We start from the raw sequence: 24,266 nt of genomic DNA on the forward strand, positions 1-24,266 counted from the left end.
GCGGCAGCTTTTGCCCGCCTGCGGTGCCCGGGCTTTGCTTGTGCAACCGTGCTTGGCCGCGCGGAACCTCCGGTTGTCGCCGGCGGTCTGCTAGCGCGTCAAAGTGGAGGAGACCCAGAATGACAATCACAAAGCGGGTGAAGCGGCTGGCGGCCGTGCTGGTGCTGGCGCAGTTGGGCGTGGTCGCCGAGATGCCCCTGGCGCAGGCGGCGATGGTGGGCACCGGTGAGGTGTTGCAGGCGCAACAGCAGCACGTCGACCGCGAGCAGTTGCTGCGCATGCTCGATGACCAGGGCGTGCAGAAGAAGCTGCAGTCCATGGGCGTGGAGCGCAGCCAGGTCGAGCAGCGCATCAAGAGCCTGTCCAACGAGGAGCTGGCGCAGTTCAACCAGCAACTGGACCAGGCGCCGGCCGGTGGCATCATCGGCATCATCATCCTGTTCCTGCTGATCTTCATCATCACCGACATGCTCTGCATCACGCATATCTTCACCTTCGTGCGGTGCCAGCGTTGAGGCGTGCCGCCGCTGCCGTGGCCCTGGCCGCGCTGCTGCTCGGCGGCTGCGCCACGGCGCCGCGGCTGCCGGCGGACGTCGACGCGCTGCCGCGGCGCGTCGAGCAGGCCGAGGTGCAGTTCTTCCCCCAGCAGCAATACCAGTGCGGGCCGGCGGCGCTCGCCACCGTGCTCAACCAGCGCGGTGTGCGGGTGACGCCGAACCAGCTGAAGGAGCGGGTGTTCCTGCCGCAGCGCCAGGGCAGCCTGCAGGTCGAACTGGTGGCCGCGGCGCGCGAGCGGGGCCTGCTGGTCTACCCGCTGCGCCCGCGCCTGGAGGACGTGCTCCGGGAAGTGGCCGCCGGCAACCCGGTGCTGGTGCTGCAGAACAACGGCCTGGACTGGTTGCCGATGTGGCACTACGCCGTGGTGGTCGGCTACGACCGCGACCGCCACGAACTGGTGCTGCGCTCCGGCATCACCAGGCGCCTGGTGATCGACTTCACCGCCTTCGACGTGACCTGGCGGCGCAGCGGCCGCTGGGCTGTGCTGACGCTGCCGGCCGACCACCTGCCGGCCAGCGCCGAACCGACGCCCTGGCTGCGCGCCGCCCACGACCTGGAGGAGACCGGCCAGCGGGCCCTGGCCGACCAGGCCTACCGCACCGCCACCCGGGCCTGGCCGCAGGAGCCGCTGGGCTGGTTCGCCCTGGCCAACGCCCGCTATGCCGCCGGCGACCTGGGCGGGGCCGAAACGGCGCTGCGCCACAGCGTGGCCGCCCGGCCGGACTTCGCCGCCGCCTGGTACAACCTGGCCAACGTCATGGCCGAGCGCGGCTGCGCCGAGCGGGCCCGCGCCCCGGCGAGCTGCGCGCACCAGTTGGCGCCGACGGATTCGCGCTTCCTCCAGGTGCCCCGGGCGGCGCCGGTGGCTTCCGGGCAATGCAGCGCCGCGCCGGCCTGCCCCGCACCTTGAGGCGCCGCGTGCATTTTCTTTGAACCGCTGCGCTTGGCCGCCGGCCTAAATGGCATTCCTCCAGGAGGTGCAGGCCATGGCCAGCGACAAGCAGCACCCGGCGGGCGATGGCGCCGGGAAGGTCCGCCCCGGTTCGGCCAGGGCTGGCGAGAAGGGCGATACCGCGGACGATCTTTCCGCCGAGGAGCGCCGCAAGGTCGAGAAGGCCCAGCCGCCCCGGGCGCTGGTGCTCCACGAGGTGATCCGCCTGCAGGGCAACCACGAGTTGGAGCGCACCCTGGCGGCGCTCTGGTGGTCGGCCCTGGCCGCCGGGCTGACCATCGGCCTGTCGCTGATGGCCATGGGGCTGTTCCGCGCCAGGCTGCCGGAGCACGACAGCGCGGCCATTGTCACCAGCCTCGGCTACCCGGTGGGGTTCCTCGCCATCATCCTCGCCCGCCAGCAGCTGTTCACCGAGAACACCCTGACCGCGGTGCTGCCGCTGATGAGCGAGCCGACCCTGCGCAAGGCCGGGCAGTTGCTGCGCCTGTGGGGCGTGGTGCTGCTGGGCAACGTCGTCGGCGCGCTGCTGTTCGCTTACGCCATGCTGCACCTGCCGATCTTCGATGCGAAGACCGACCAGGCCTTCCTCGAGATCGGCCGCGAGGTCATGGAGAACGACGGCTGGCAGATGTTCTCCCGCGGCATCGTCTCCGGCTGGATGATCGCCACCATGGTCTGGCTGGTGCCGGCGGCGGAGAGCGCCAAGGTGTGGATCATCATCCTGGTCACCTACCTGATGTCGCTGGGCAGCTTCAGCCACATCGTGGTCGGCACCTGCGAGGTCGGCTACCTGATGTGGGCCGGAGAGCTGGGCTGGAAGGCCTTCCTGCTGGACTTCGCGCTGCCCACCCTGGCCGGCAACATCGTCGGCGGCAGCCTGATCTTCGCCCTGATCAGCCATGCGCAGATCCGCAGCGACAGCGGCGCGCCAACGAAAACGGCGCCCTAGGGCGCCGTCGTCGTTCGCGGGGTAGGTTACACGCCCAGCTTGTCGCGCAGGTTGTAGTACCAGGCGCCGATCGCGGAGAAGGGCACCTGGAACATGCGGCCGCCCGGGAAGGGGTAGTGCGGCAGGTCGGCGAAGGCGTCGAAACGCTCGGCCTGGCCGCGCAGGGCCTCGGCCAGCACCTTGCCGGCCAGGTGGGTGTAGGTGACGCCGTGGCCGCTGCAGCCCTGGGAATAGTAGATGTTGTCGCCGATCCGGCCGACTTGCGGCAGGCGCGAGAGGGTCAGCAGGAAGTTGCCGGTCCAGGCGAAGTCGATCTTCACGTTCTTCAGCTGCGGGAACACCTTGAGCATCTTCGGACGGATGATGGCTTCGATGTTCGACGGATCGCGGGCGCCGTAGACCACGCCGCCGCCGAAGATCAGGCGCTTGTCGCTGGTCAGGCGGTAGTAGTCGAGCAGGTAGTTGCAGTCCTCGACGCAGTAGTCCTGGGGCAGCAGGCTTCTGGCCAGCTCGTCGCCCAGCGGCTCGGTGGTGATCACCTGGGTGCCGCACGGCATGGACTTGGAGGCCAGCTCCGGAACCAGGCCGCCGAGGTAGGCGTTGCCGGCGACCACCACGAACTTGGCCTTCACCCGGCCTTGCGGGGTGTGCACCACCGGGTTGGCGCCACGGTCGATCTTCACCGCCGGGGACTGCTCGTGGATCACGCCGCCGAGGGATTCCACGGCCGCGGCTTCGCCCAGGGCGAGGTTCAGCGGGTGGATGTGGCCGCCGCTCATGTCGAGCATGCCGCCGATATAGCTGTCGGTCTTCACCACTTCGCGGATGCGCTTGGCGTCCATCAGTTCCAGCTGGGTGTGGCCGAAACGCTCCCAGAGCTTCTTCTGCGACTCCAGGTGGCCCATCTGCTTGGCGCTGAGGGCGGCGAACACGCCACCGTCCTTCAGGTCGCACTGGATGTCGTACTTGGCGATGCGCTCGCGGATGATGCGGCCACCCTCGAAGGCCATCTGGCCGAGCAGTTGCGCCTGCTTCGGGCCGACGGTGCGTTCGATTACGTCGATGTCGCGGCTGTAGCTGTTGACGATCTGGCCACCGTTGCGGCCGGACGCGCCGAAGCCGACCTTGGCGGCCTCCAGCACGGTCACCTTGAAGCCGTTCTCCAGCAGGAAGAGGGCAGTGGACAGACCGGTGTAGCCCGCGCCGATGATGCAGACGTCGGTTTCGGTCTCGCCCTTGAGCTCGGGGCGCGGCGGGACCGGGTTGGCCGAGGCTGCATAGTAGGAAGTGGGATAAGAAGTGTGCGGCATATTGCACCTGTGTTTGTTATTTTTTACGAGATGGGCTGATGCTACCCGAGTCGAAATCACTCGGCTAGTGGCCGTGCAAAATTTTTTACGCGAGAACGAACATAAAAAAATTCCCTTTTTCAGGGGGTTAGCGAAAAAATGCTTGACGGCTCAACGCCTTCGCGTAGAATGCGCCCCCATCGCTAGGCACATAGCTCAGTTGGTTAGAGCACCACCTTGACATGGTGGGGGTCGTTGGTTCGAGTCCAATTGTGCCTACCAAATTCCCGCTTCGGCGGTAGCGAAAGGGCGATCGATACAGGGTCGCCTTTTTCTTTAGGCACATAGCTCAGCTGGTTAGAGCACCACCTTGACATGGTGGGGGTCGTTGGTTCGAGTCCAATTGTGCCTACCAATTCACCGCTTCGGCGGTAGCAGAAAGGGCGATCCGCGAGGGTCGCCCTTTTTGTTTGGGTGCGTTTTGGGGCTGGTCGCGGACGGAGCCCTACGTTGCCACCGCTGTCCCGCCTGTAGGAGCGCGCCCTGCGCGCGATTCGCGGGCAGGGCCCGCTCCTACGTTGTTGCGCCCCGCGCCGATATGCTCTTCGTAGGATGGGTTGAGCCTTGGCGAAACCCATGCGGCCATGGCGATGGGTATCGCTTCGCTCAATCCCTCCTACGCCGCCCCCTTGCAGCCCGTAGGGCGCATAACGCCTACGGCGTTATCCGCCAATGGTCCCGGACGCCGCTGTTGCGGCCGGCGGCGGATAACCGCGAACGGTTATTCGCCCTGCGGTCGAGTATGGGCGAGGACTCCGTCCGCGATTGGATTCACCGGCCGCGCCGGGCGTCCCTGCGGTGCTGCCTCAGCGGCGCTCGAAGCCGGGCCCGCCGCCATGGCCGCCACCACCGTGTCCGCCGCCTCCTGGGCCACCGAAGGGCGGGAAGAACGGCCAGCAGCCGGACAGCGAGACAAGGGCGAGCAGCAGGGTGACTTTGGTCAGTCTGGAAAGCATGGCGACACCTGGGTTGGAAAAACGGGCGCAAAGTAGACACGCCCGTGCCGCGGGTGTCCCGCGAAACTTGGTATCGGCAGGGTAAGGTTTGTATCGGTGTCGATGCGTTCAGCCTGTTTGGCTGATTGCCGTTCGTGCCGGGCGCCAATTGGCGGTGATCGGTATAGTTTGCCTGGCAAAAGTGCGGTGTTTCTCGGTTGTGGGAGGTGGCATGGGCGGTAGGTGGGCCGGTGTTCTCGGTGGTTTGCTGTTGGCGTGTATGGCCAGTGGACTGGCAGCGGCTTCCGGGCTGGCGGAATGGCCGGAGGGCTGGCAGGTGACGCGTTCGCCCGAGGCGCCGGACGAGGCCGCGGCGCTGCGCCGCGAGCGTGGCGTCAGGCTGGCGGCGGACGGCTCCCAGGCGCTGGTGGTGGAAATCACCCGTAGCCGCCTGGCCGAGGCGAAGGATGTGGATCTGCAGCGGGTGATCCTGCAGATGCGCAAGTCGCTGCAGGTCGACTTCCTGCGCCAGGGTTTCCAGGCGGCCTGCAGCAAGCCGCGGCAGGCCGTGCTGGGTGGGCTGGATGGGCTGGAGCTGGTCTGCTCGGTCAGCCAGAACGGCAACGAGGTCCTGAAGCAGGTGGTGCAGGTGGCGCTGGGGCGGGAGGCGGCCTATTCGCTGACCTACGCTGCCCCGGCGGCGGAATACCCGCAGCGGCTCGCCGAGATGGCGGCGTTCAAGGCCGGCCTGCGCCTGGAGTGAAATCGCCGGGCATGAAAAAACCCCGCATCGCAGGCTGTGTGAAAACCTCAGGATCGGTCCCACTGGTTAAAAAACAACCTGGATTTCGCGTTTCTACGTGGATTCTGGATTGGCTGAATAGCCAAGCCTCTTCAGATTTCACGTAGGAACGCGCTCTTCGAAGAGCCGCTCGGTTTTTCACACAGCCTGATCGGCGGGGCTTTTCGTCGGGTGCCGGTCAGGCGGCCAGGGTGCTCTGCACGCGGGCGATGACGGCCTGCAGCGGCTCTGCGGCCTGATACTGCTGCGGGTAGAGCCGCTCGCTGTGGCAGGCGATGCCGTGCTCGTCCACCAGGGCGAAGCTGAAGCTGTCCTTGCGCGGTGCCAGGATGATGCAGTTGAGCGGGGCGAAAGCTGCCTTGAGGGTGCGGATCGCCTCCTGGATCTGAGTGCTTTTTTTCATATTGTCTTTCTTCCAAATAGTCACGGTCCTATGACCGCGTGAAACGTAAAAAACTCCGGTCGAACGCAGAATGCGTGATATCCATGACCGGAATGTGGCAGCGAATGAAAACTCGAAGGGTCTTTCGAGGGCGCCATGGCGGGAGAATACGCCAGCCCCCGAAGTTCGGGCTTGCCAAATATGTAAGGACGATTTGCTGCGCTCTCAAGAGGGAACGCTGGATACGCCTGCCAGTGACTGGCTGCTGGCCGTGGCCCTGTGTATCCCGACTGCGGCGCCCTGGTTGGGGTGGGTGGCGTCGGGAGGGGCGACCTGAAGTTCATGACTCGCGGCGGCATTATCCGGGTGTTGGCCGGGCCTTTCAAGTGCGAGTCGTCAGCGGATGTTTCCGCGAAAGTTCCCGCGGCGGCTTCGGTCGTCGCGGGACGGGGCATCACTTCTGCAGCCAGGACTCCACGGTCTCGGCGCCGTACTGCTGTTTCCAGGCCTTCAGGGTCTTGTGGTTGCCACCCTTGGTCTCGACCACTTCGCCGTTGTTCGGGTTCTTGTACACCTTCAGCTGGCGGCTGCGGCGCGGGGCGCTGGCGGCCGGCGCGGCGGCGGCGGTGTTGGCGGTGCCCTGCGGATCGAGGATGTCGATGACGTTGCGCAGGTTCATGCCGTATTCGTCCATCAGGGCCTGCAGCTGATCCTTGAATTCCAGTTCCTTCTTCAGGGAACTGTCGTTCTTCAGCTTTTCCAGCAGGGCCAGTTGTTCTTTGAGCAGGCGTTCGGCTTCACGGAATTCCGCGAGTTTGGACATGTTTGCACTCCAGGGCAGGTCATTCCGAAACGGATATCGGTGCGCAGCTGTTCGGCGACCATTGTGTTCGGAAAGTTATGTGGGCGGCGAATTATTAATTTAAATAAGCGGGCGACGCAATAATTAATCTTCGACCGGGTACTTTTCGCCGCAATGCAAAGGTCCTTCCCAATGTATGGGTTTATCGCCATGGCGCGAATCGCGGATAATCGCGCCCATCAACTAGATGGCGGTTCGCCATGGGTTCCGCCGATATCTTGCGTGCGCCATGCAACAGGGGATGTAGATGCTTTCGAATGTCCAGTCGTATTCGCTCAATGGACATGAACTGGCCTGCCTGGTGCAGGGGAGGGCGTGCCGCTGGTGCTGGTGCACGGCTCGCTCTGCGATTACCGCTACTGGCAATGGCAATTGCGCGGCCTGGGCGAGCGTTATCGCCTGCTGGCGCCCAGCCTTCGACATTATTACCCGCAGCGCTGGAATGGCGAGGGTGCGGATTTCACTACCGGCCAGCATGTGGAGGACCTGCTCGCGCTGATCGAAATGCAGGGCGAGCCGGTACACCTGCTGGGGCATTCGCGCGGCGGCAATATCTGCCTGCGCCTGGCGCTGGCGGCGCCCGAGCGCCTGCGCTCGCTGGTGCTGTGCGACCCGGGCGGGGACTTCGCCGCCGACCTGTTCCAGGCCGCCGGCGTGCCCGTGCCGGCGGCGCCGGCCGAGCGCAACCGTTTCCGCGAGCAGGCGCTGCAGCTGATCCGCCAGGGCGAGGTCGAGGCGGGCCTGGAACTGTTCGTCGACACCGTCAGCGGGCCCGGCATCTGGCGGCGTTCCTCGCGGCACTTCCGCGACATGGCCAGCGACAACGCCATGACCCTGATCGGCCAGGTCGCCGACCGCCCGGAGCCGCTCGGGCGCTCGCGCCTCGCCACCCTGGCGGTGCCGACCCTGCTGCTGCGCGGCGAACTCAGCCCCGAGCCCTTCCCGCAGGTGGTCGAGGCCCTGGCGCAGACGCTGCCAGACGTGCGCAGCGACGTCATCGCCGGCGCTTCCCACGGCATGAACGCCACGCGCCCGGCCGCCTTCAACCGCGCCGTGCTCGCTTTCATCGACTCGCATTGATGCCGCTCGTCAGTTGCCCCGACATGCAGTACCATGGCGACCTGCCCCGTTCGTCGGGGCTTCGTTCGTTTTTCTTCCAGTGATCTCCGTCCGCGCGCGCAAGCGCAGGGTGCCGAAAAGGCGCCTGCCACTGTGAGGCAGGCCTGCCCGGCGGGCGACGCTTACTGGCACATCCCAACCCATGTGGCCTTTCGTAGGGGTCACCACTAGGAGAGGAGGCGCCATGCCCATCATTACTCTTCCCGACGGTAGTCAGCGGTCCTTCGATCACCCGGTCAGCGTGGCCGAGGTGGCGCAATCCATTGGCGCGGGCCTGGCCAAGGCCACCGTGGCCGGCAAGGTCAACGGCAAGCTGGTCGATGCCTGCGACAAGATCGAGCACGACGCGACCCTGCAGATCATCACCCCGAAGGACGAGGAAGGGCTGGAGATCATCCGCCACTCCTGCGCGCACTTGGTCGGCCACGCGGTCAAGCAGCTGTACCCGAGCGCGAAGATGGTCATCGGCCCGGTGATCGACGAAGGTTTCTATTACGACATCTCCTTCGAGCGCCCCTTCACCCCCGAGGACATGGCGGCCATCGAGAAGCGCATGGCCGAGCTGATCGACAAGGACTACGACGTCATCAAGAAGATGACGCCGCGCGCCGAGGTCATCGAGGTGTTCAAGTCCCGTGGCGAGGACTACAAGCTGCGCCTGGTCGAGGACATGCCCGACGAGAAGGCCATGGGCCTGTACTACCACGAAGAGTACGTGGACATGTGCCGCGGCCCGCACGTGCCCAACACCCGCTTCCTCAAGGCCTTCAAGCTGACCAAGATCTCCGGTGCCTACTGGCGCGGCGACTCGAAGAACGAGCAGCTGCAGCGCATCTACGGCACCGCCTGGGCCGACAAGAAGCAGCTGGCCGCCTACGTCCAGCGCATCGAAGAGGCTGAAAAGCGCGACCACCGCCGCATCGGCAAGCAGCTGGACCTGTTCCACCTGCAGGAAGAAGCCCCGGGCATGGTGTTCTGGCACCCCAACGGCTGGACCGTCTACCAGGTGCTCGAGCAGTACATGCGCAAGGTGCAGCGCGAACATGGCTACGTCGAGGTTCGCACCCCGCAGGTCGTCGACCGCATCCTCTGGGAGCGTTCGGGCCACTGGTCGAACTATGCCGAGAACATGTTCACCACTTCATCGGAAAGCCGCGACTTCGCGGTCAAGCCGATGAACTGCCCGTGCCACGTGCAGATCTTCAACCAGGGCCTGAAGTCCTACCGCGACCTGCCGCTGCGCCTGGCCGAGTTCGGCGCCTGCCACCGCAACGAGCCCTCGGGCGCGCTGCACGGCATCATGCGCGTGCGCGGCTTCACCCAGGACGATGCGCACATCTTCTGCACCGAGGACCAGGTGAAGAAGGAAGCGGCCGACTTCATCAAGCTGACCTTACAGGTCTACTCCGACTTCGGTTTCTCCGACATCTCCATGAAGCTGTCCACTCGTCCGGCCAAGCGCGTGGGTTCCGAAGAGTTGTGGGACCGCGCCGAAGGCGCGCTGGCCGACGCCCTGAACGAATCCGGCCTGGAGTGGGAATACCAGCCGGGCGAGGGCGCCTTCTACGGCCCGAAGATCGAGTTCACCCTGAAGGACTGCCTGGGCCGCAACTGGCAGTGCGGCACCCTGCAGTACGACCCGAACCTGCCGGAGCGCCTGGACGCCAGCTACATCGCCGAAGACAACAACCGCAAGCGCCCGGTCATGCTGCACCGCGCGATCCTCGGTTCCTTCGAGCGCTTCATCGGCATGCTGATCGAGCACTACGCCGGCCTGTTCCCGGCCTGGCTGGCGCCGACCCAGGCGGTGGTCATGAACATCACCGACAAGCAGGCCGATTTCGCCGAGGAAGTGGTCCGTACGCTCGAGGAAAGCGGATTCCGTGCCAAGTCCGACTTGAGAAACGAGAAAATCGGCTTTAAAATCCGCGAGCATACCTTGCTCAAGGTTCCCTATCTCCTGGTTATTGGGGACAGGGAGGTTGAATCGAAGGCCGTCGCCGTACGTACGCGCGAAGGGGAAGACCTCGGCTCGATGCCGCTTTCCCAGTTCGTCGAGCTGTTGACTCGGGCGGTTTCCCGGCGTGGTCGCCAAGACTCGGAGTAATCATTATTAAGCGTGAAATGAGACAGGATAAGCGGGCTCTCCCGAAACCGCCGATCAACGAGAACATCACCGCACGCGAAGTGCGACTGATCGGTGCCGACGGTCAGCAGATCGGCGTAGTGTCCCTTGATGAGGCGCTGCGCCACGCCGACGAGGCCAAGCTGGACCTGGTTGAAATCTCTGCCGATGCGGTGCCTCCTGTCTGCCGCATCATGGATTACGGCAAGCACCTGTTCGAGAAGAAGAAGCAGGCGGCTGCGGCGAAGAAGAACCAGCACCAGCAACAGATCAAAGAAATCAAGTTTCGTCCAGGGACGGAAGAAGGGGATTACCAGGTAAAACTACGCAACCTGGTACGTTTCCTTAGTGAAGGGGACAAGGCCAAGGTATCCCTGCGATTCCGTGGTCGTGAGATGGCCCACCAGGAGCTGGGCATGGAGCTGTTGAAGCGGGTCGAGACCGACCTCGCCGAATACGGCACCGTGGAACAGCATCCCAAGCTGGAAGGACGCCAGCTGATGATGGTCATCGCTCCCAAGAAGCGTAAATAACCTCCCGGGCACTGGCAGGCCTGATGGTTATCAGTTGTTAACGAATGCGGAGTACCAAACATGCCAAAGATGAAAACCAAGAGTGGCGCCAAGAAGCGCTTCAAAGTGACTGCTGGTGGCATCAAGCACAAGCACGCTTTCAAGAGCCACATCCTGACCAAAATGACCACCAAGCGTAAGCGTCAGCTGCGCGGCACCTCGATGCTCGCTGCTTCCGATGTACGCCGTGTAGAACGCTCCCTGCGTCTGCGTTGATTTCTGGTAGAGGATAGTTAAATGGCTCGTGTTAAGCGTGGCGTGATTGCCCGTCGTCGTCACAAGAAGATTCTGAAACTCGCCAAAGGCTACTACGGCGCGCGTTCCCGCGTGTTCCGCGTTGCCAAGCAGGCGGTGATCAAGGCCGGCCAATACGCCTACCGTGACCGTCGTCAGCGCAAGCGTCAGTTCCGCGCCCTGTGGATCGCCCGTATCAACGCTGGTGCTCGTCAGAACGGTCTGTCCTACAGCCGTCTGATCGCCGGCCTGAAAAAGGCGGCCATCGAGATCGACCGCAAGGTCCTGGCCGATCTGGCTGTGAACGAAAAAGCGGCGTTTACCGCGATTGTCGAGAAAGCGAAGGCCAGCCTGGCTTAAGCCCCACGACAGTTACCGGATTTCGGTCCGGACGTAACGTCACCGATAGGGGAAGAGCCTTACCGCTCTTCCCCTATTTTGTATCTGGAGTTGGTACATGGAAAACCTGGACGCGCTGGTTTCGCAGGCCCTGGACGCTGTGCGAAACACCGAAGACGTCAACGCCCTGGAGCAGATCCGGGTTCACTACCTCGGCAAGAAAGGCGAACTGACCCAGGTGATGAAGACCCTGGGCGACCTGCCGGCCGAGGAGCGCCCCAAGGTCGGTGCGCTGATCAACGTTGCCAAGGAAAAGGTCCAGGAGGCGCTCAACGCCCGCAAGACCGACCTGGAAGGCGCCGCGTTGGCGGCCAGGCTTGCGGCCGAACGCGTCGACGTGACCCTGCCGGGCCGCGGCCAGACCTCCGGCGGCCTGCATCCGGTGACCCGTACCAAGGAACGCATCGAGCAATGCTTCACCCGCATCGGCTATGAAGTGGCCGAGGGCCCGGAAGTCGAAGACGACTACCACAACTTCGAAGCGCTCAACATCCCCGGCCACCACCCGGCGCGGGCGATGCACGACACCTTCTACTTCAACGCGAACATGCTGCTGCGCACCCACACCTCGCCGGTCCAGGTGCGCACCATGGAGAACCAGCGCCCGCCGATCCGCATCGTCTGCCCCGGCCGCGTGTACCGCTGCGACTCCGACCTGACCCACTCGCCGATGTTCCACCAGGTCGAAGGCCTGCTGGTCGATGAAGACGTCAGCTTCGCCGACCTCAAGGGCACCATCGAGGAATTCCTGCGCGCCTTCTTCGAGAAGGAATTCTCGGTGCGCTTCCGCCCCTCGTTCTTCCCCTTCACCGAGCCCTCGGCGGAAGTCGACATCCAGTGCGTGCTGTGCAGCGGCAAGGGCTGCCGCGTGTGCAAGCAGACCGGCTGGCTGGAAGTCATGGGCTGCGGCATGGTGCACCCCAACGTGCTGCGCATGTCCGGCATCGACCCGGAGAAATACCAGGGCTTCGCCTTCGGCATGGGCATCGAACGCCTGGCCATGCTGCGCTACGGCGTGAACGACTTGCGCCTGTTCTTCGACAACGACCTGCGCTTCCTCGGGCAATTCCGCTAGGCCGCGCACGACGTCAACGACTTCTTAGGAGAACAGGATGAAATTCAGTGAACAATGGCTGCGGAGCTGGGTGAATCCGCAGGTTTCCCGCGACGAGCTGGTGGCTCGTCTGTCCATGGCCGGCCTCGAGGTCGACGCCGTGATCCCCGTCGCCGGCGCCTTCAGCGGCGTGGTGGTGGGCGAGGTGCTGAGCACCGAACAACACCCGGACGCCGACAAGCTGCGCGTCTGCCAGGTCAGCAACGGCAGCGAGACCTTCCAGGTCGTCTGCGGCGCGCCCAACGTGCGCCCGGGCCTGAAGATCCCCTTCGCCATGATCGGTGCCGAGCTGCCGGGCGACTTCAAGATCAAGAAGGCCAAGCTGCGCGGCGTCGAGTCCAACGGCATGCTGTGCTCGGCGAAAGAGCTGGAAATCAGCGACGACAACGCCGGGCTGATGGAGTTGGCCGCCGACGCCCCAGTGGGCGCGAGCATTCGCGACTACCTGGCGCTGGACGATGCCTCCATCGAGATCGGCCTGACCCCCAACCGCGGCGACTGCCTGTCCCTGACCGGCCTGGCCCGCGAAGTCGGGGCGCTGTACTCGGCGCCGGTCACCTTCGTCGATGTGAAGCCGGTTGCCCCCGGCATCGATGAAGTCCGCTCCATCGAGTTGCTGGCGCCCAACGCCTGCCCGCGCTACCTGGGCCGCGTGATCCGCAACGTCGACCTGAGCAAGCCGACGCCGCTGTGGATGGTCGAGCGCCTGCGCCGTTCCGACATCCGCAGCATCGACGCCGCGGTGGACATCACCAACTACGTGATGCTCGAGCTGGGCCAGCCGATGCACGCCTTCGACCTCGACGAGATCAAGGGCGGCATCCGCGTGCGCATGGCCGAGGAGGGCGAGAAGCTGGTGCTGCTGGATGGCCAGGAAGTCACCCTGCGTGCCGACACCCTGGTGATCGCCGACCACGAACGCGCCCTGGCCATCGCCGGCGTCATGGGTGGCGAGCACAGCGGCGTCAGCGCCAAGACCCGCGACCTGTTCCTGGAAAGCGCCTTCTTCGACAACATCGCCGTCGCCGGCAAGGCCCGTTCCTATGGCCTGCACACCGACGCCTCGCACCGCTACGAGCGTGGCGTGGACTTCCAGCTGGCCCGTCGCGCCATTGAGCGCGCCACCGAGCTGCTGCTGCAGATCGTCGGCGGCGAGGCCGGCCCGGTGGTCGAGCAGGTCAGCGAAGCCAACCTGCCCAAGGTCGAGCCGGTCGTGCTGCGCGCCGAGCGCGTCGAGCAGATGCTCGGCATGAAGATGGAAGCCGCGGAAATCGAGCGCCTGCTCACCGCCCTGGAGTTCCAGGTGCAGGCCGAAGGGGAAGGGCGCTGGAAGGTCGGCGTGCCCAGCCACCGCTTCGACGTTTCCCTGGAAGTGGACCTGATCGAGGAGCTGGGCCGCCTGTACGGCTACAACCGCCTGCCGGTCCGCTACCCGCAGGCGCGCCTGGCGCCCAACACCAAGTCGGAAACCCAGGCCGAGCTGCCGGCGCTGCGCCGCCTGCTGGTCGCCCGCGACTACCAGGAAGCCATCACCTACAGCTTCATCGATCCCAAGCTGTTCGAGCTGTTCAGCCCGGGCGTGAAGCCGCTGATGCTGGCCAACCCGATCTCCGCCGACATGGCCGCCATGCGCGCCTCGCTGTGGCCGGGCCTGGTCAAGGCGCTGCAGCACAACCTCAACCGCCAGCAGACCCGCGTGCGCCTGTTCGAGAGCGGCCTGCGCTTCGTCGGCCAACTCGAAGGCCTGCAGCAGGAAAACATGCTGGCCGGTGTGATCTGCGGTAGTCGCGAGCCGGAAGGCTGGAGCAACGTCCGTGAAGGCGTGGACTTCTTCGACATCAAGGCCGACGTCGAAGCCCTGCTGGCCAGCGCCAGTGCCGCCGATGCCTTCGCCTTCGTCCCCGGCGAGCACCCGGCGCTGCACCCGGGCCAGACCGCCCGCGTCGAGCGCGATGGCGAACTGGTCGGCTACGTCGGTGCCCTGCACCCCGAGCTGGCCAAGGCCCTGGACCTGGATCGCCCGGTCTACCTGTTCGAACTGGTGCTGGGCGAACTGGTCCGCGGCCGCCTGCCGAAGTTCAGCGAACTGTCGCGTTTCCCCGAGGTGCGCCGCGACCTGGCGCTGGTGGTCAACCGCGATATCCCGGCGGAATCCATCCTGTCGACCATCCGCGAAGAGGCCGGCGAATTCCTGACCGACCTCAGGCTGTTTGATGTCTATCAGGGTAAAGGTATTGATCCGCTTGGAAAAAGCTTGGCCGTCGGCTTGACCTGGCAGCATCCATCACGCACTCTTAACGATGACGAGGTGAACGCGACTACGCAGAAAATCGTCGCCTCGCTGGAGCAAAGGTTCAACGCCACGTTAAGGAAGTAGCGTATGGGGGCTCTGACGAAAGCTGAGATTGCCGAACGTCTGTATGAAGAGCTGGGCCTGAACAAACGGGAAGCCAAGGAACTGGTGGAGCTCTTCTTCGAAGAGATCCGCCAGGCGCTGGAGCATAACGAACAGGTGAAACTGTCCGGTTTCGGCAATTTCGACCTGCGCGACAAACGCCAGCGCCCGGGGCGCAACCCGAAGACGGGAGAGGAAATCCCGATCACGGCCCGCCGCGTCGTCACCTTTCGTCCAGGCCAGAAACTGAAAGCCAGGGTTGAGGCTTATGCTGGAACCAAGTCATAACGACGAACTGCCCCCCATTCCGGGCAAGCGCTACTTCACCATCGGTGAAGTGAGCGATTTGTGCGCAGTGAAACCGCACGTGCTGCGGTATTGGGAACAGGAGTTCCCGCAGCTCAACCCGGTCAAGCGCCGCGGCAACCGCCGGTACTATCAGCGCCAGGACGTGCTGATGATCCGCCAGATCCGCGCGCTCCTGTACGATCAAGGCTTCACCATCGGCGGGGCGCGCCAGCGCCTCTCCGGCGACGAAGCCCGCGAAGACATCACCCAGTACAAGCAACTCATCCGCCAGATGATCGCGGAACTGGAAGACGTTCTTCACGTGCTGCGCAAGTAGCTGAAAAAAATGAAAAAAGTGCTTTGCCGAAAGAAAACCTTACGGTATAGTGCGATCCGCCAACCGGGCAACCGGAAAGCAACGTCGGGGCGTAGCGCAGCCTGGTAGCGCACTTGCATGGGGTGCAAGGGGTCGAGTGTTCGAATCACTCCGTCCCGACCAAAAATCCCTAGAAAATCCAGTCACTTAGCGGTGACTGGATTTTTTTATGCCTGATGCTTTTGTAGCCTTCCCGAATTTTGCCCCACTTTTTACCCCACCCGGAGGATTCGGGGTTTTTATGAGGCGTTGGCGCGTCCAAACGCGCTTTCCCTGCACGGAGTCCAGCGGGGTTGTGTTGGAGAGCCTCTGCGTTAGGCTCTGTTTGCATTCGGGCTGAGCCTGATCATTGCACGGCTTAGTCTCCGCCTCACCTCCGAGCAGACGTTTGCTGGAGGATCTGCGGCACCTGCAGTGTGCTCGCGATCTCCGGCACGCTAGCCGGCGTGCCGCCGAAATGCGTTCGTACCGACCTGAACCAGTAGCCGGCCTCGGGTTGGACGCGTCGCATGCGGCAGTAACAGTTTGCGTCGGCCAGGGTAGGGGGCTGTGGATTGAGTCATTTCTATGGTTGCTCTCGCCCCTGGGGTTCTGATCAACGGGGTGCCTACTGTCTTGCGAATCAAAAGCGCCTCACTGGGTGAGATCGTTGGGCAGTGTACATCCCTGTTACGGCCGCCGAATTCAGCATTCTGATTGCTCAAGTTCTGCATGCGCCAGTAGTTTCGGGATCTGGCACACTGATTTTACACTTTATTGTATCTTGCATAATTGTGTATCTTATGATTTTGTGTAAGATGATGCGTGTTAAGTGGGCTTCAGCTTATGCTGGAGCCAGATGCAAGGAGATCTAGTGTCAAACGGCCAACCGCAACAAAGCGAATCGCTCAGAGCTTTGCTTCTATGGGAGGGGCGGCTGAACAACGCCCGCCTGAGAGAATTGCTAGGAGTCGGAGTGACGCGCACTAGCCAGTTGATCCGCGCTTTTCGTGAAAGTCATCCGACTTGGTTAGAGTGGGACTCGGTCACGCGCAGCTTTATTGCCACCCCTGTGGCCTACCGCAGTAACTTCGATGCAGCGGCAAGCCTGGCACAGTACCTTTCGATTGTGGGCATCCCGCATACCGCCACAGTCTCGCCAGATGGACAGACGCTTTGGAGCGCATTCCCAGATTGGTCGGTTCCCTCCCCGCGAGTTTTTGCTCAGCTTTCGCAGGCGATAGATAGCTCGACTCAGGTAGAGATTACCTATCGCTCCATGAGCAATCCCGAGCTCCACTCCAGAGAGATTTCGCCTCACAGCTTGGTTCGAGCTGGGCGTCGCTGGCATGTCCGAGGCTTTTGTTCATCACGAGGGGATTTCCGTGATTTCGCACTGGGGCGCATAGATCGGATCAAGATCCTGGCCAAGCCGTGCGAGAAAGGCGCGGGGGAGGATCTGGCGTGGAACAACACGGTGGATGTGCGCCTTGTGGCACATCCGGCCTTGAGCAGTGAACAGCAGGATGTCGTCCGAGCAGAGTATTTCGCCAACACGGCCGCCCGGGTGGAGCGCTGTCGTGCTGCGTTGGTGATGTACTTCATCCAGGACCTCCGAGCGGCCACCGATGTAGTTCGGCAAGCTCCGCCGGAGTATCAGCTGGCGGTGGAGAACATAGAGGAACTGCGACAATGGACGTTCGCACATTAGCTTCAGGAAATGGAAACCTGTTCGAGCTGATTCCCGATAGGCTTTTTGGTCCTCTTGCTTCGGCCAACCGCCTTGGGTATTGGTCGCTTCTGTGTTACTTGCACCGTAAGCGATTTGGTCCTGACGCACCCCTGCCGCCGAGCTACGGCTATACGCAGCGCGATATCGCCCAGGACATCCAGAGTCATCTTGAGTTTTCGCCGATCTGGCAGCCCGAAGAGGGAGAGACTCCAGATACGCCGTTAAGCATGAGGGCTTCGAACTGCTTCCATCGACTGGTCAATGCTGGCTGGTTCAGAAGCGAGAAGTTCGGCCTCACGCCAACCGTATCGATGCAGCCGGCAGTCAACCAGCTGCTGACGCAACTGATCAGTTTTGCAGATACGGGACCGGTCTTCGTCTCCGGGAAGATCCGTTCGATAGATGCAGCTATTTCGCAAGTACTGGGCGGTGAGGCCGGCGGAGACTCATTGCAGGAGGCGGCCGAGCAATGCCGGAACTTGCTGGTGCATATCCGCAACACGGGGATCAGTGTTCGCGATTTCATGACCACCATCAGCGCTGAAGACACGACCGCTGAATACGTCCGCAAGTTCTTCCTCCACTATGTCGAACAGGTCTTCATTGGTGACTATAAGGAGCTGCGCACGCAAGAGCACCCGCTATCTAGGCGTCCGCAGATCCTGGCGGCAGTGGAAAAGCTCAGCGAGCAAAGGGAACACCGTCAGCGCTTGCTGGAGTGGTACATTGGCCGACTGGCAAATGGCGACAAAGCCAAGGGGGAGGCGGCATTCGAGCGCGACCTTTCCCGTCTCAACGAGCTCAGTCGCATTGAGGAATATCTCGAGCGCCTGGACGATGAAATTCGTAGCGCAAACAAGCGCGCCCTGGTGGTCATTCAGTATCGCCTGAGGTCAACGCGACCAATCGATGACCTCCTGCGCCAAGCTATCGACGGCTTGATTGTGACTGGGCTAGAAGGCGACTTCGACGGTGAAAGTGACGAGCGTCCGAGACTCTTTGCACCTGACGCGCTTATCGCAGGAAATCGCCTTGCTCAGCCACGCAAGGAAACTCACCGACAGCCTCCGTCTCCCTTGCGCCAGACCGTGCTTTCCGAGCATACCCGAGCGGTAGGCAATCTGGTGAAGCGAGCTCAGGAGCGTCGTCGCATCACGCCTGCAAAGCTTCGTGCCTATGCCGAGCTTGCCTTGGGCGACAAGACGCAGGTCGACGGCATCGAATTACCCGTTGAGAGCATTGAGCAGATTCGTGCGTATCAGGCTTTTGCTAGCCTCGCTGCCTCGTTGAACTCCGGTATCCCGAGCCTGGCCTTGCGCGCACGCACGCAAATTCCTGGTCTGGATGTTTCCTACGGCGATGATGACGAAGCTGGAGAGCATCCTTACCTGATCAGCAAACCTTTCAAATTGAGTCTGCGTAGGCGAGTGAGCCGAGCGAGCGATGAGGAGAAGTCATGAACAGTCTCTGGCTAGAACTGGCAGGCAACTCCGACGGGTACTACCAGCCGGAAGACTTCGAGTCGGCCGCGTACAGGCTGATGGCAGAGCAGGTCATTTATCACGCTGATCGGGGTAGCCGAAAAGTGTACAACCTGATTGAGCGGTACGAGCGCCAGTTCGCCAAAGTGCTAGATCCCTTCGGAATTTCACTAGGTGTCGACCGTCAGCTGCTTTTCGCTTACGCCATTCCACGTCACGGATCGCCAACCACCGCGACAGTCACTCAGACGCTGTTCGCTCTTGTTCTTCGCGGGATCTACGAGGACGGCATGCGTGCTGGGCAACTGTCGGACGAAGGGGCAGAAATTTTCTGCGATTTTGTTGAGCTGCGTGAAAAATACCAGCTGATGACTCATCGAGAGCTTCCTGGCAAAGGGGACCTCGAGGTACTCATCCGGACGATGAGGCGTTGGGGCATTGCTCGTCGCCTGGAAGATGAGGACGACATAGGCTCGCTCAGTGAAGCGGAAGCTGGTGGTGGAGGCGTCGCGATCCGGCCTGCGATAAGGGAAGTCCTGGGGGAGTCTGCCTTACAACAGCTTGCTCTGTGGTCGGCAGAGCGCAACGCAGACTCACCGCGCAATGACGATGTGGCTACCCCGGCCGATGAGATGGAGGGGGGAGACCAATGAAGCGTCTTGAGAGCGTCAAGCTTGTCCAGTTTCTGCTGTATGAAGCCGAGGTGTTCCCGCTGGGAGAGGTTACTGGAATTTTCGGGCTGAACGGCAGCGGTAAGAGTTCTGCGCTTGATGCCGTACAAGTCGCGATGTTCGGGGCTAACGCAAGCTCCATGGCTTTCAATGCCCAAGCCAACTCCGGCGGGGCCCGCCAGACTCGAACGCTACGCTCATACTGCCTTGGACAGTATGGTGACGATGCTTCCCAGTGCGTGCGGCCTAATGCAACAACCTACATCACCCTGACCTGGCGCAACCTCGAGACAAACGAGCCGATCACCGCGGGAATTTGCATTGAGGCGTCCCTTGAAACTGAGGATGCCAAAGTGCTGGGGCGGTACGTGATCTCTGGGGGCGAAATCCCCTTGGGTGACCATCTGCAGACTGTTGATGGGGTGACTGCTCCCCTGCCCTGGAACAGCTTCCGGCACCGCCTCCTTGAGCGGGCCAAAGCGGTCAATGAGAACCCCTTTTTTGATGATGCAACGAGTTTCACGAAGCAAATTCTCTTTGCTCTTCGGGGAAACGCAGGGCAGCCCACCTACGATGCTTTTGTGCGCTCTTTCCGCTTTGCTTTGCGTATGCGATTCGACAAGTCAGTGGATCAAATCGTCAGGCAAGACGTGCTGGAGAGCCGCCCAACCAACATCAAAAAGTTCAAGGCCATCGTCGAGTCGTTCAAGCGATTGACTACCTTGGTGGATGACGTCGAGAAGAAAATCGAGCACGGCCAGAAGGTTGTCGGTGCTTATCGCAACGCTCAGTCTCGCTTGGCCCAGGCCGCATCATGGAGGTTTCTTGGGGCCTTGGCCGAAGAAGAAGAAGCCCAGCTTAGAAGTGAACAGGCGCAGGAGCAGTTCGAACAAGGAACTCGGACTGCAAGCAAGCTGCGTGCGGAGAGCGAAAAGCTTAATCGACGCGTATCGGACATGGAGATAGAGCTGGGGCATCTCTCTAATCGTCAGCAGACTCACAAAGCTCACCAGGAGAACGTGAGCGCGCAGATTGATCAGACAGAGGCGGTTCGGCTCGCCGTGCAGGGCCAAGCGAAGTTACGCCAAGAGTTGACTCAACTAGCGGGGACTCTTCGTCAGTTAGCGCAGTCGACCTATCTGGGGGAGTGGCTGGATACACTTAGTGATCTGGAACAGTTGGTCCGTGACTACATCTCGGACATGAGCGGGCAGCTTCCTGAGGAGCTCCAGGCGCAACTGGGGGATCTGCACGTACTCGGCGCGCGCATCGAAAAAGCGCTCGATGCTATTCACCTTCATCGTTCAAATCGCGCTGACGTCATCAATGACGAGTTGAGAGTGATCGACTCGTCGCTCAAGCGTGTGAGCGAGGGCAAGGCCCCGCTCAGCCCCCAAGCTGAGAAGTTGATCAACGAGCTCAAGGATCATGGACTGAACCCGATTCCGGTCTGTGATCTGATCAAGGTTACCGATGCTCAGTGGCAGCCGGCGATTGAGGCTTACCTGGCCAGCAATGTTGAGGCTCTTCTGCTACCGGCCGACCAGGAAGGAGAAGCGTTTGACATCTACAGGGGACTCAAGGAGCAACGAGCGATCTATGGTGTGAAGATCGTCCGTAGCGGTCGCGTAAACCGTTCGGTCTCGAATCAGCAGGGACGAGTTTCTGAATTGATCACAGGTACGGACCCGGTCGCCGTCGCCTACGTTCGAAATCAGCTAGGCAGTCTGACACGGGCCAATCAGCGCGAGGAAGCGTTGGCCGAAGAGCGGACGCTGACGATGGATGGGATGCTCGTCACTCCTGAAGGCTATGAACGCCTGAGGCTCAACAGCAGCAAATTGAAGATCGGCGAGGCAGCCATGCATGCTGGTCGCCTGAATGCGGAACGGCGCCAATTGGCGATGGAGATGGCGGGCATTCAAGTTGAACTCGGTGCACTCGTTCCATTGCGTCAGTTCGCAAGTGCCTTCTCCAGTCAGACTGCATCGAAACTCTTGCTGAATCTGGCTAGCGGATATCGTGAAGCCCTGCATCAGCGTGAATTGGCCAATCAGCGTGTTGAACGTATCGCTGATGCCGAGTACCTCGATATCTGCCGTAAGCTCGAAGGGCTGCAGGGTGAGATTGCAGGCGCGCGAGAAACTGCTCAAGCTGCCAATAATTCAGCAATCAGAGCTGAACTCGGTCTGGAGACACTGAAGTCGGCAGTTGTGAGCTCTGCCCTGCGTTATCAGTCGTGCATCGACTCAAAGCAAGACTGCAAAACGCATGTGGACTTCAACGAAAGCCATGCGATGGGCATGTGGGACAAAGTGACTGAAAAGCATGAGGACGCACAGGCACTGATAGAGCACTGCCGGTCTCAAGCCAAGACCGCTGAACAGAACGGCCAGAGTCTTGCTAACGCTGCACAAAACGAGCTGTGGGGTTATCAGCGCGAATATCAGGAGTTCCTTGATGAGCAGGATCTCCAGGACTGGCGTAGAGGCAAGGTGTGGATCGAGGGGCAGGTTGCCCGTCTCGTCGAAACGGAACTCCCCGCACACAAGGAGCGAGCGCAGGATGCTTACCAGGCATCGCAGGATACCTTCCGTAAGGATGTCGCCCTAGCGCTCAATAATAATCTGCAGTTCCTGCGGCAGACGTTTAAGCGTCTCAACTCAGCGCTCGAAAAAACACCCCTGTTCAGCAACGGCGAGCGTTATCAGTTCATCTACAGCGTACGCAAGGAGCTGAAGCCTCTACTGGATTTTGTTAAGTCCGTGGCAGACATGGGAGTGGACGGCGGTCTCTTTGGCGATCCTGGCAGTGTTCCTCCACAGTTTGAGGAGCTGCTGCGTGAGAAAACCGTGGCCGGCAACGCCGCGGTTAAGAGCCCCCTTGACGACTACCGGGAATTCTTCGAATTTGACGTCCGTATTGACCGGGTGGACAGCGACGACAGCGTGAAACCTATCGGTCACTTGAGCAGACGAATTGGCCAAGGGTCGGGAGGCGAGCATCGCGCGCCGCTGTACGTGATTGCCGGCGCTGGGCTCTGGTCGGCATATCGCATGGACCAGGGGGATCGCGATGGTTTGCGTCTCATTCTTCTGGATGAGGCGTTTGACAAGATGGACCCATCAAACGTGATTGCCACGATGAGATACCTTCAGGAGCTGGGACTGCAGGTTCTGATGGCAAGCCCAGGAGAAAACCTCGGTACGCTGAACGCCTTCCTAAATTGCTATTTTGAGATCCAGAAGGATCCCGTGCGCCATACGATTCAGGTGGATCGGGTCGAGGTTTCCGAGGCTATGCGCGAGCAATTCCGTGTGGACCTGTGGGAGTTCAATCCAGACCTGATCGAGCAGGAGATCGAGGCGATGAGGTCGAAGGCTATCGTTCCAGGGCTGCTGCCTGATCAAGGGGCGAGCTGATCATGGAGTCGATCGCCAAAGAGCTCCTGGCCAAACTGCTGGAGCAAGGGAACAAAAGCGCAGCTGGAGTTCGTCAAACGGCCCCTGTCCTGACACGTACGAAATTGAAGCCCTACCAGGGCCTCCGAAACTGGCATCAGAGACAAGCTTGTGAGGAAGTATTCTTGGCTGCCAGAGATGCGGGGGCAATCAGATTTTTCCGCGACAAGTTGGATCCTTCTGAAGGCACCATCGAACGAATCGAGCTGCTGGACACCCAGATCTTGGCTAGCTTCTTGGGGCGCGCTACCTATGCCTCTGCGCTCGAAAAAGCGAAACATCATTTGGAACCCCTGCTTCAGCCCTATGACGTCATTGCAGAGGTTATTTCGAGATGGTCTCGCATGCTAAAAGTGCGAGGTATAGGACCGTTGGACACTGCCGTTTGGCTTGATGCAGCTAGAGCTATCGAAGCGGCCGCGCGAACGATTGGACAGGATCCTGTTCCTGTTCGCGAATTCAGTGCACGGGTTTTCCAAGACAGCAAACGGCTTGAGAAACTGACAGGACCACTGGACATCCTATTGATGGGGTCGCTCGAATCAGCGCCACGCCTTGCTGCTGAGGTGTGGCAAGAAATGGGGCTTTTCAAGGAGGAGCAGCCCGTGCTTCTTGCAGGCTACGTGCATGTGGACAGAGGTCGAGTTTCCGCGCTTCTGGATGCTCCCTTCATCGGCCTGCCTGCAAGTGCAATCCTCGGAGTGTCGGGGGCGGTCGAGTCGGTCATCACTATTGAGAACCTGACCACTTTCCACAGTGAAGCAAAGCGCTCGACGGAAAAGCCCGTACTAGTGATCTACACTGCCGGGATGCCCTCCCCAGCTTGGCGAGCCGCCTATGAGCGTTTGCTTTCCAGCATTCCTACGTCGGTTCCGGTTTACCACTGGGGAGACGTCGACGAAGGGGGATATCGCATTGCTTCGGTCCTTGCTGAATCTGCATCACGAGTCGGTCATCGCTTGCAGCCGCATTGTATGAGCCCGGAGGATGTCCCTGCGAAAATGCGAAAGCCAGCCTCTGAGCGGACTTTACTACGCATGAAACACTTCGCGGAGGCGGCGGGATGGCACAGCCTTGTAACTTCCATTGCAGAGGCGGGGTTCACTGTTGAGCAGGAGGCGCTGGCAAGTTAACGCACTATCTATAGGCGAGCTGGATATCTCGCTTGAATAAGAGGATGCCTGAGTCGCCAAGCAGATGTAGTGCGTGCTAAAGGATGTTCGCTTTCAGCCGAGGCTGTGGAAAAACACCCGCTCAACTTCATTGCCCATACTGCTGCGTGAAGTCTGCGGAAGCTTTCTCAACTGACTCTGTTGGAAATCACTAGAAAACGAAAAATTTTCTTATTTTTGTGCACTGATTATTATGGAGAAGTTTACATGGTCTGGGCCAATAGTAGCCATTCACACTTGGGTCCTATAGTTATGCCTCGAGGAAGGCCGCGAGCCACCCCCCTATCCATTAATAGGTGAACAGTAGGTCTGCGGCAGATAAAAACGAAGGAGAGCCGGCCATTTTCGCTCGCCTGTTT

Annotated in this window: 21 protein-coding genes, 3 tRNA genes and 1 pseudogene; 21 read left to right on the top strand and 4 right to left on the bottom strand. The window is 61.4% G+C overall.

What is annotated here, in order from left to right; genetic code table 11:
* The first annotated feature begins 119 nt into the window (after positions 1 to 119).
* From PKO50_RS08455 to PKO50_RS08465, 3 genes are all read left to right on the top strand, one after another.
* Positions 120 to 515 carry a PA2779 family protein gene (locus PKO50_RS08455; RefSeq protein WP_275629322.1) on the top strand — a complete coding sequence of 132 codons (396 nt, stop codon included), beginning with the start codon at positions 120 to 122 and terminating at the stop codon, positions 513 to 515.
* Entirely contained in the window at positions 512 to 1,468 is a 957-nt protein-coding gene (locus PKO50_RS08460) for a PA2778 family cysteine peptidase (protein WP_275629323.1), read from the top strand. The genes PKO50_RS08455 and PKO50_RS08460 overlap by 4 nt, the downstream gene beginning before the upstream one ends.
* 76 nt (positions 1,469 to 1,544) lie before the next feature.
* The gene (locus tag PKO50_RS08465) at positions 1,545 to 2,459 is read left to right on the top strand and encodes a formate/nitrite transporter family protein (RefSeq protein ID WP_275629324.1); all 915 of its coding nucleotides are present in this window, start codon (positions 1,545 to 1,547) and stop codon (positions 2,457 to 2,459) included.
* A gap of 26 nt (positions 2,460 to 2,485) precedes the next feature.
* On the opposite strand, the gene PKO50_RS08470 is transcribed toward PKO50_RS08465, so the two are convergent.
* Positions 2,486 to 3,769, bottom strand: coding sequence for an FAD-binding oxidoreductase (locus PKO50_RS08470; RefSeq protein ID WP_275629325.1), 1,284 nt, complete (start codon positions 3,767 to 3,769; stop codon positions 2,486 to 2,488).
* A gap of 184 nt (positions 3,770 to 3,953) precedes the next feature.
* Between PKO50_RS08470 and PKO50_RS08475 the strand changes: the two genes are divergently transcribed.
* Together PKO50_RS08475 and PKO50_RS08480 are read left to right on the top strand one after the other, a co-directional pair.
* Positions 3,954 to 4,030 (top strand) — tRNA-Val (locus tag PKO50_RS08475).
* Between the two features lie 56 nt (positions 4,031 to 4,086).
* Positions 4,087 to 4,163 (top strand) — tRNA-Val (locus tag PKO50_RS08480).
* Positions 4,164 to 4,614: 451 nt separating this feature from the next.
* Here PKO50_RS08480 and PKO50_RS08485 read toward each other — a convergent pair.
* Positions 4,615 to 4,764, bottom strand: coding sequence for a hypothetical protein (locus tag PKO50_RS08485; protein ID WP_275629326.1), 150 nt, complete (start codon positions 4,762 to 4,764; stop codon positions 4,615 to 4,617).
* A 259-nt stretch (positions 4,765 to 5,023) separates the two neighbouring features.
* Here PKO50_RS08485 and PKO50_RS08490 point away from each other — a divergent pair, with 259 nt between their 5' ends.
* Positions 5,024 to 5,506, top strand: coding sequence for a DUF4946 domain-containing protein (locus PKO50_RS08490; protein WP_275629327.1), 483 nt, complete (start codon positions 5,024 to 5,026; stop codon positions 5,504 to 5,506).
* A gap of 217 nt (positions 5,507 to 5,723) precedes the next feature.
* Here PKO50_RS08490 and PKO50_RS08495 read toward each other — a convergent pair whose 3' ends face one another.
* Both PKO50_RS08495 and PKO50_RS08500 read right to left on the bottom strand, forming a co-directional pair.
* Positions 5,724 to 5,948, bottom strand: a complete 225-nt coding sequence (locus PKO50_RS08495; protein WP_074980397.1) for a hypothetical protein — start codon at positions 5,946 to 5,948, stop codon at positions 5,724 to 5,726.
* 433 nt (positions 5,949 to 6,381) lie between these two features.
* Complete coding sequence (locus tag PKO50_RS08500; protein WP_275629328.1) at positions 6,382 to 6,750, bottom strand: histone-like nucleoid-structuring protein, MvaT/MvaU family; 369 nt, start codon at positions 6,748 to 6,750, stop codon at positions 6,382 to 6,384.
* 286 nt (positions 6,751 to 7,036) lie between these two features.
* On the opposite strand from PKO50_RS08500, the pseudogene PKO50_RS08505 reads away from it, so the two are divergent.
* The 15 genes and pseudogenes from PKO50_RS08505 (at position 7,037) to PKO50_RS08575 (ending at position 23,868) form a co-directional block, all read left to right on the top strand.
* Positions 7,037 to 7,869 (top strand): annotated as a pseudogene (locus PKO50_RS08505) (alpha/beta hydrolase).
* A 223-nt stretch (positions 7,870 to 8,092) separates the two neighbouring features.
* The gene (gene thrS, locus PKO50_RS08510; protein ID WP_109933353.1) at positions 8,093 to 10,015 is read left to right on the top strand and encodes a threonine--tRNA ligase; all 1,923 of its coding nucleotides are present in this window, start codon (positions 8,093 to 8,095) and stop codon (positions 10,013 to 10,015) included.
* Positions 10,015 to 10,566 carry a translation initiation factor IF-3 gene (gene infC / locus PKO50_RS08515; RefSeq protein WP_176450353.1) on the top strand — a complete coding sequence of 184 codons (552 nt, stop codon included), beginning with the start codon at positions 10,015 to 10,017 and terminating at the stop codon, positions 10,564 to 10,566. Before thrS ends, infC begins: the two co-directional genes overlap by 1 nt.
* A 60-nt stretch (positions 10,567 to 10,626) precedes the next feature.
* On the top strand, positions 10,627 to 10,821 hold the full coding sequence (rpmI, locus tag PKO50_RS08520; protein ID WP_009617012.1) for a 50S ribosomal protein L35: 195 nt from the start codon (positions 10,627 to 10,629) through the stop codon (positions 10,819 to 10,821).
* Positions 10,822 to 10,842: 21 nt separating this feature from the next.
* Complete coding sequence (gene rplT / locus PKO50_RS08525) at positions 10,843 to 11,199, top strand: 50S ribosomal protein L20 (protein WP_003099086.1); 357 nt, start codon at positions 10,843 to 10,845, stop codon at positions 11,197 to 11,199.
* A 97-nt stretch (positions 11,200 to 11,296) separates the two neighbouring features.
* Entirely contained in the window at positions 11,297 to 12,313 is a 1,017-nt protein-coding gene (gene pheS / locus PKO50_RS08530; RefSeq protein ID WP_109933354.1) for a phenylalanine--tRNA ligase subunit alpha, read from the top strand.
* 37 nt (positions 12,314 to 12,350) lie between these two features.
* Positions 12,351 to 14,729 (top strand): phenylalanine--tRNA ligase subunit beta, encoded by a 2,379-nt coding sequence (gene pheT, locus PKO50_RS08535; protein WP_275629329.1) that lies wholly within the window; start codon positions 12,351 to 12,353, stop codon positions 14,727 to 14,729.
* Between the two features lie 3 nt (positions 14,730 to 14,732).
* Positions 14,733 to 15,035 carry an integration host factor subunit alpha gene (gene ihfA / locus PKO50_RS08540; RefSeq protein WP_003090661.1) on the top strand — a complete coding sequence of 101 codons (303 nt, stop codon included), beginning with the start codon at positions 14,733 to 14,735 and terminating at the stop codon, positions 15,033 to 15,035.
* Positions 15,016 to 15,372 carry a MerR family transcriptional regulator gene (locus PKO50_RS08545; RefSeq protein WP_009617038.1) on the top strand — a complete coding sequence of 119 codons (357 nt, stop codon included), beginning with the start codon at positions 15,016 to 15,018 and terminating at the stop codon, positions 15,370 to 15,372. The genes ihfA and PKO50_RS08545 overlap by 20 nt, the downstream gene beginning before the upstream one ends.
* A gap of 85 nt (positions 15,373 to 15,457) precedes the next feature.
* A tRNA-Pro gene (locus PKO50_RS08550) sits at positions 15,458 to 15,534 on the top strand.
* Positions 15,535 to 16,366: 832 nt separating this feature from the next.
* The gene (locus tag PKO50_RS08555) at positions 16,367 to 17,101 is read left to right on the top strand and encodes a WYL domain-containing protein (protein ID WP_275629330.1); all 735 of its coding nucleotides are present in this window, start codon (positions 16,367 to 16,369) and stop codon (positions 17,099 to 17,101) included.
* Positions 17,083 to 18,582, top strand: coding sequence for a Wadjet anti-phage system protein JetA family protein (locus tag PKO50_RS08560; protein ID WP_275629331.1), 1,500 nt, complete (start codon positions 17,083 to 17,085; stop codon positions 18,580 to 18,582). Before PKO50_RS08555 ends, PKO50_RS08560 begins: the two co-directional genes overlap by 19 nt.
* Complete coding sequence (locus PKO50_RS08565) at positions 18,579 to 19,256, top strand: DUF4194 domain-containing protein (RefSeq protein ID WP_275629332.1); 678 nt, start codon at positions 18,579 to 18,581, stop codon at positions 19,254 to 19,256. The genes PKO50_RS08560 and PKO50_RS08565 overlap by 4 nt, the downstream gene beginning before the upstream one ends.
* The gene (locus PKO50_RS08570) at positions 19,253 to 22,696 is read left to right on the top strand and encodes an SbcC/MukB-like Walker B domain-containing protein (RefSeq protein ID WP_275629333.1); all 3,444 of its coding nucleotides are present in this window, start codon (positions 19,253 to 19,255) and stop codon (positions 22,694 to 22,696) included. Before PKO50_RS08565 ends, PKO50_RS08570 begins: the two co-directional genes overlap by 4 nt.
* A gap of 2 nt (positions 22,697 to 22,698) precedes the next feature.
* Positions 22,699 to 23,868, top strand: a complete 1,170-nt coding sequence (locus PKO50_RS08575; RefSeq protein WP_275629334.1) for a Wadjet anti-phage system protein JetD domain-containing protein — start codon at positions 22,699 to 22,701, stop codon at positions 23,866 to 23,868.
* The last annotated feature ends 398 nt before the right edge of the window (positions 23,869 to 24,266 follow it).

The sequence above is a fragment of the Pseudomonas sp. 273 genome (assembly GCF_029201425.1).
Taxonomy (GTDB): Bacteria; Pseudomonadota; Gammaproteobacteria; order Pseudomonadales; family Pseudomonadaceae; genus Pseudomonas; species Pseudomonas delhiensis.

Excerpts from the sequence above, each read along its gene's own strand:
- PKO50_RS08455 (WP_275629322.1), top strand. The coding sequence starts at position 120 with ATGACAATCACAAAGCGGGTGAAGCGGCTGGCGGCCGTGCTGGTGCTG.
- PKO50_RS08465 (WP_275629324.1), top strand. The coding sequence starts at position 1,545 with ATGGCCAGCGACAAGCAGCACCCGGCGGGCGATGGCGCCGGGAAGGTC.
- PKO50_RS08470 (WP_275629325.1), bottom strand. The coding sequence starts at position 3,769 with ATGCCGCACACTTCTTATCCCACTTCCTACTATGCAGCCTCGGCCAAC.
- PKO50_RS08485 (WP_275629326.1), bottom strand. The coding sequence starts at position 4,764 with ATGCTTTCCAGACTGACCAAAGTCACCCTGCTGCTCGCCCTTGTCTCG.
- PKO50_RS08490 (WP_275629327.1), top strand. The coding sequence starts at position 5,024 with ATGGCCAGTGGACTGGCAGCGGCTTCCGGGCTGGCGGAATGGCCGGAG.
- PKO50_RS08495 (WP_074980397.1), bottom strand. The coding sequence starts at position 5,948 with ATGAAAAAAAGCACTCAGATCCAGGAGGCGATCCGCACCCTCAAGGCA.
- PKO50_RS08500 (WP_275629328.1), bottom strand. The coding sequence starts at position 6,750 with ATGTCCAAACTCGCGGAATTCCGTGAAGCCGAACGCCTGCTCAAAGAA.
- thrS (WP_109933353.1), top strand. The coding sequence starts at position 8,093 with ATGCCCATCATTACTCTTCCCGACGGTAGTCAGCGGTCCTTCGATCAC.
- rpmI (WP_009617012.1), top strand. The coding sequence starts at position 10,627 with ATGCCAAAGATGAAAACCAAGAGTGGCGCCAAGAAGCGCTTCAAAGTG.
- rplT (WP_003099086.1), top strand. The coding sequence starts at position 10,843 with ATGGCTCGTGTTAAGCGTGGCGTGATTGCCCGTCGTCGTCACAAGAAG.
- pheS (WP_109933354.1), top strand. The coding sequence starts at position 11,297 with ATGGAAAACCTGGACGCGCTGGTTTCGCAGGCCCTGGACGCTGTGCGA.
- pheT (WP_275629329.1), top strand. The coding sequence starts at position 12,351 with ATGAAATTCAGTGAACAATGGCTGCGGAGCTGGGTGAATCCGCAGGTT.
- ihfA (WP_003090661.1), top strand. The coding sequence starts at position 14,733 with ATGGGGGCTCTGACGAAAGCTGAGATTGCCGAACGTCTGTATGAAGAG.
- PKO50_RS08545 (WP_009617038.1), top strand. The coding sequence starts at position 15,016 with ATGCTGGAACCAAGTCATAACGACGAACTGCCCCCCATTCCGGGCAAG.
- PKO50_RS08560 (WP_275629331.1), top strand. The coding sequence starts at position 17,083 with ATGGACGTTCGCACATTAGCTTCAGGAAATGGAAACCTGTTCGAGCTG.
- PKO50_RS08565 (WP_275629332.1), top strand. The coding sequence starts at position 18,579 with ATGAACAGTCTCTGGCTAGAACTGGCAGGCAACTCCGACGGGTACTAC.
- PKO50_RS08570 (WP_275629333.1), top strand. The coding sequence starts at position 19,253 with ATGAAGCGTCTTGAGAGCGTCAAGCTTGTCCAGTTTCTGCTGTATGAA.
- PKO50_RS08575 (WP_275629334.1), top strand. The coding sequence starts at position 22,699 with ATGGAGTCGATCGCCAAAGAGCTCCTGGCCAAACTGCTGGAGCAAGGG.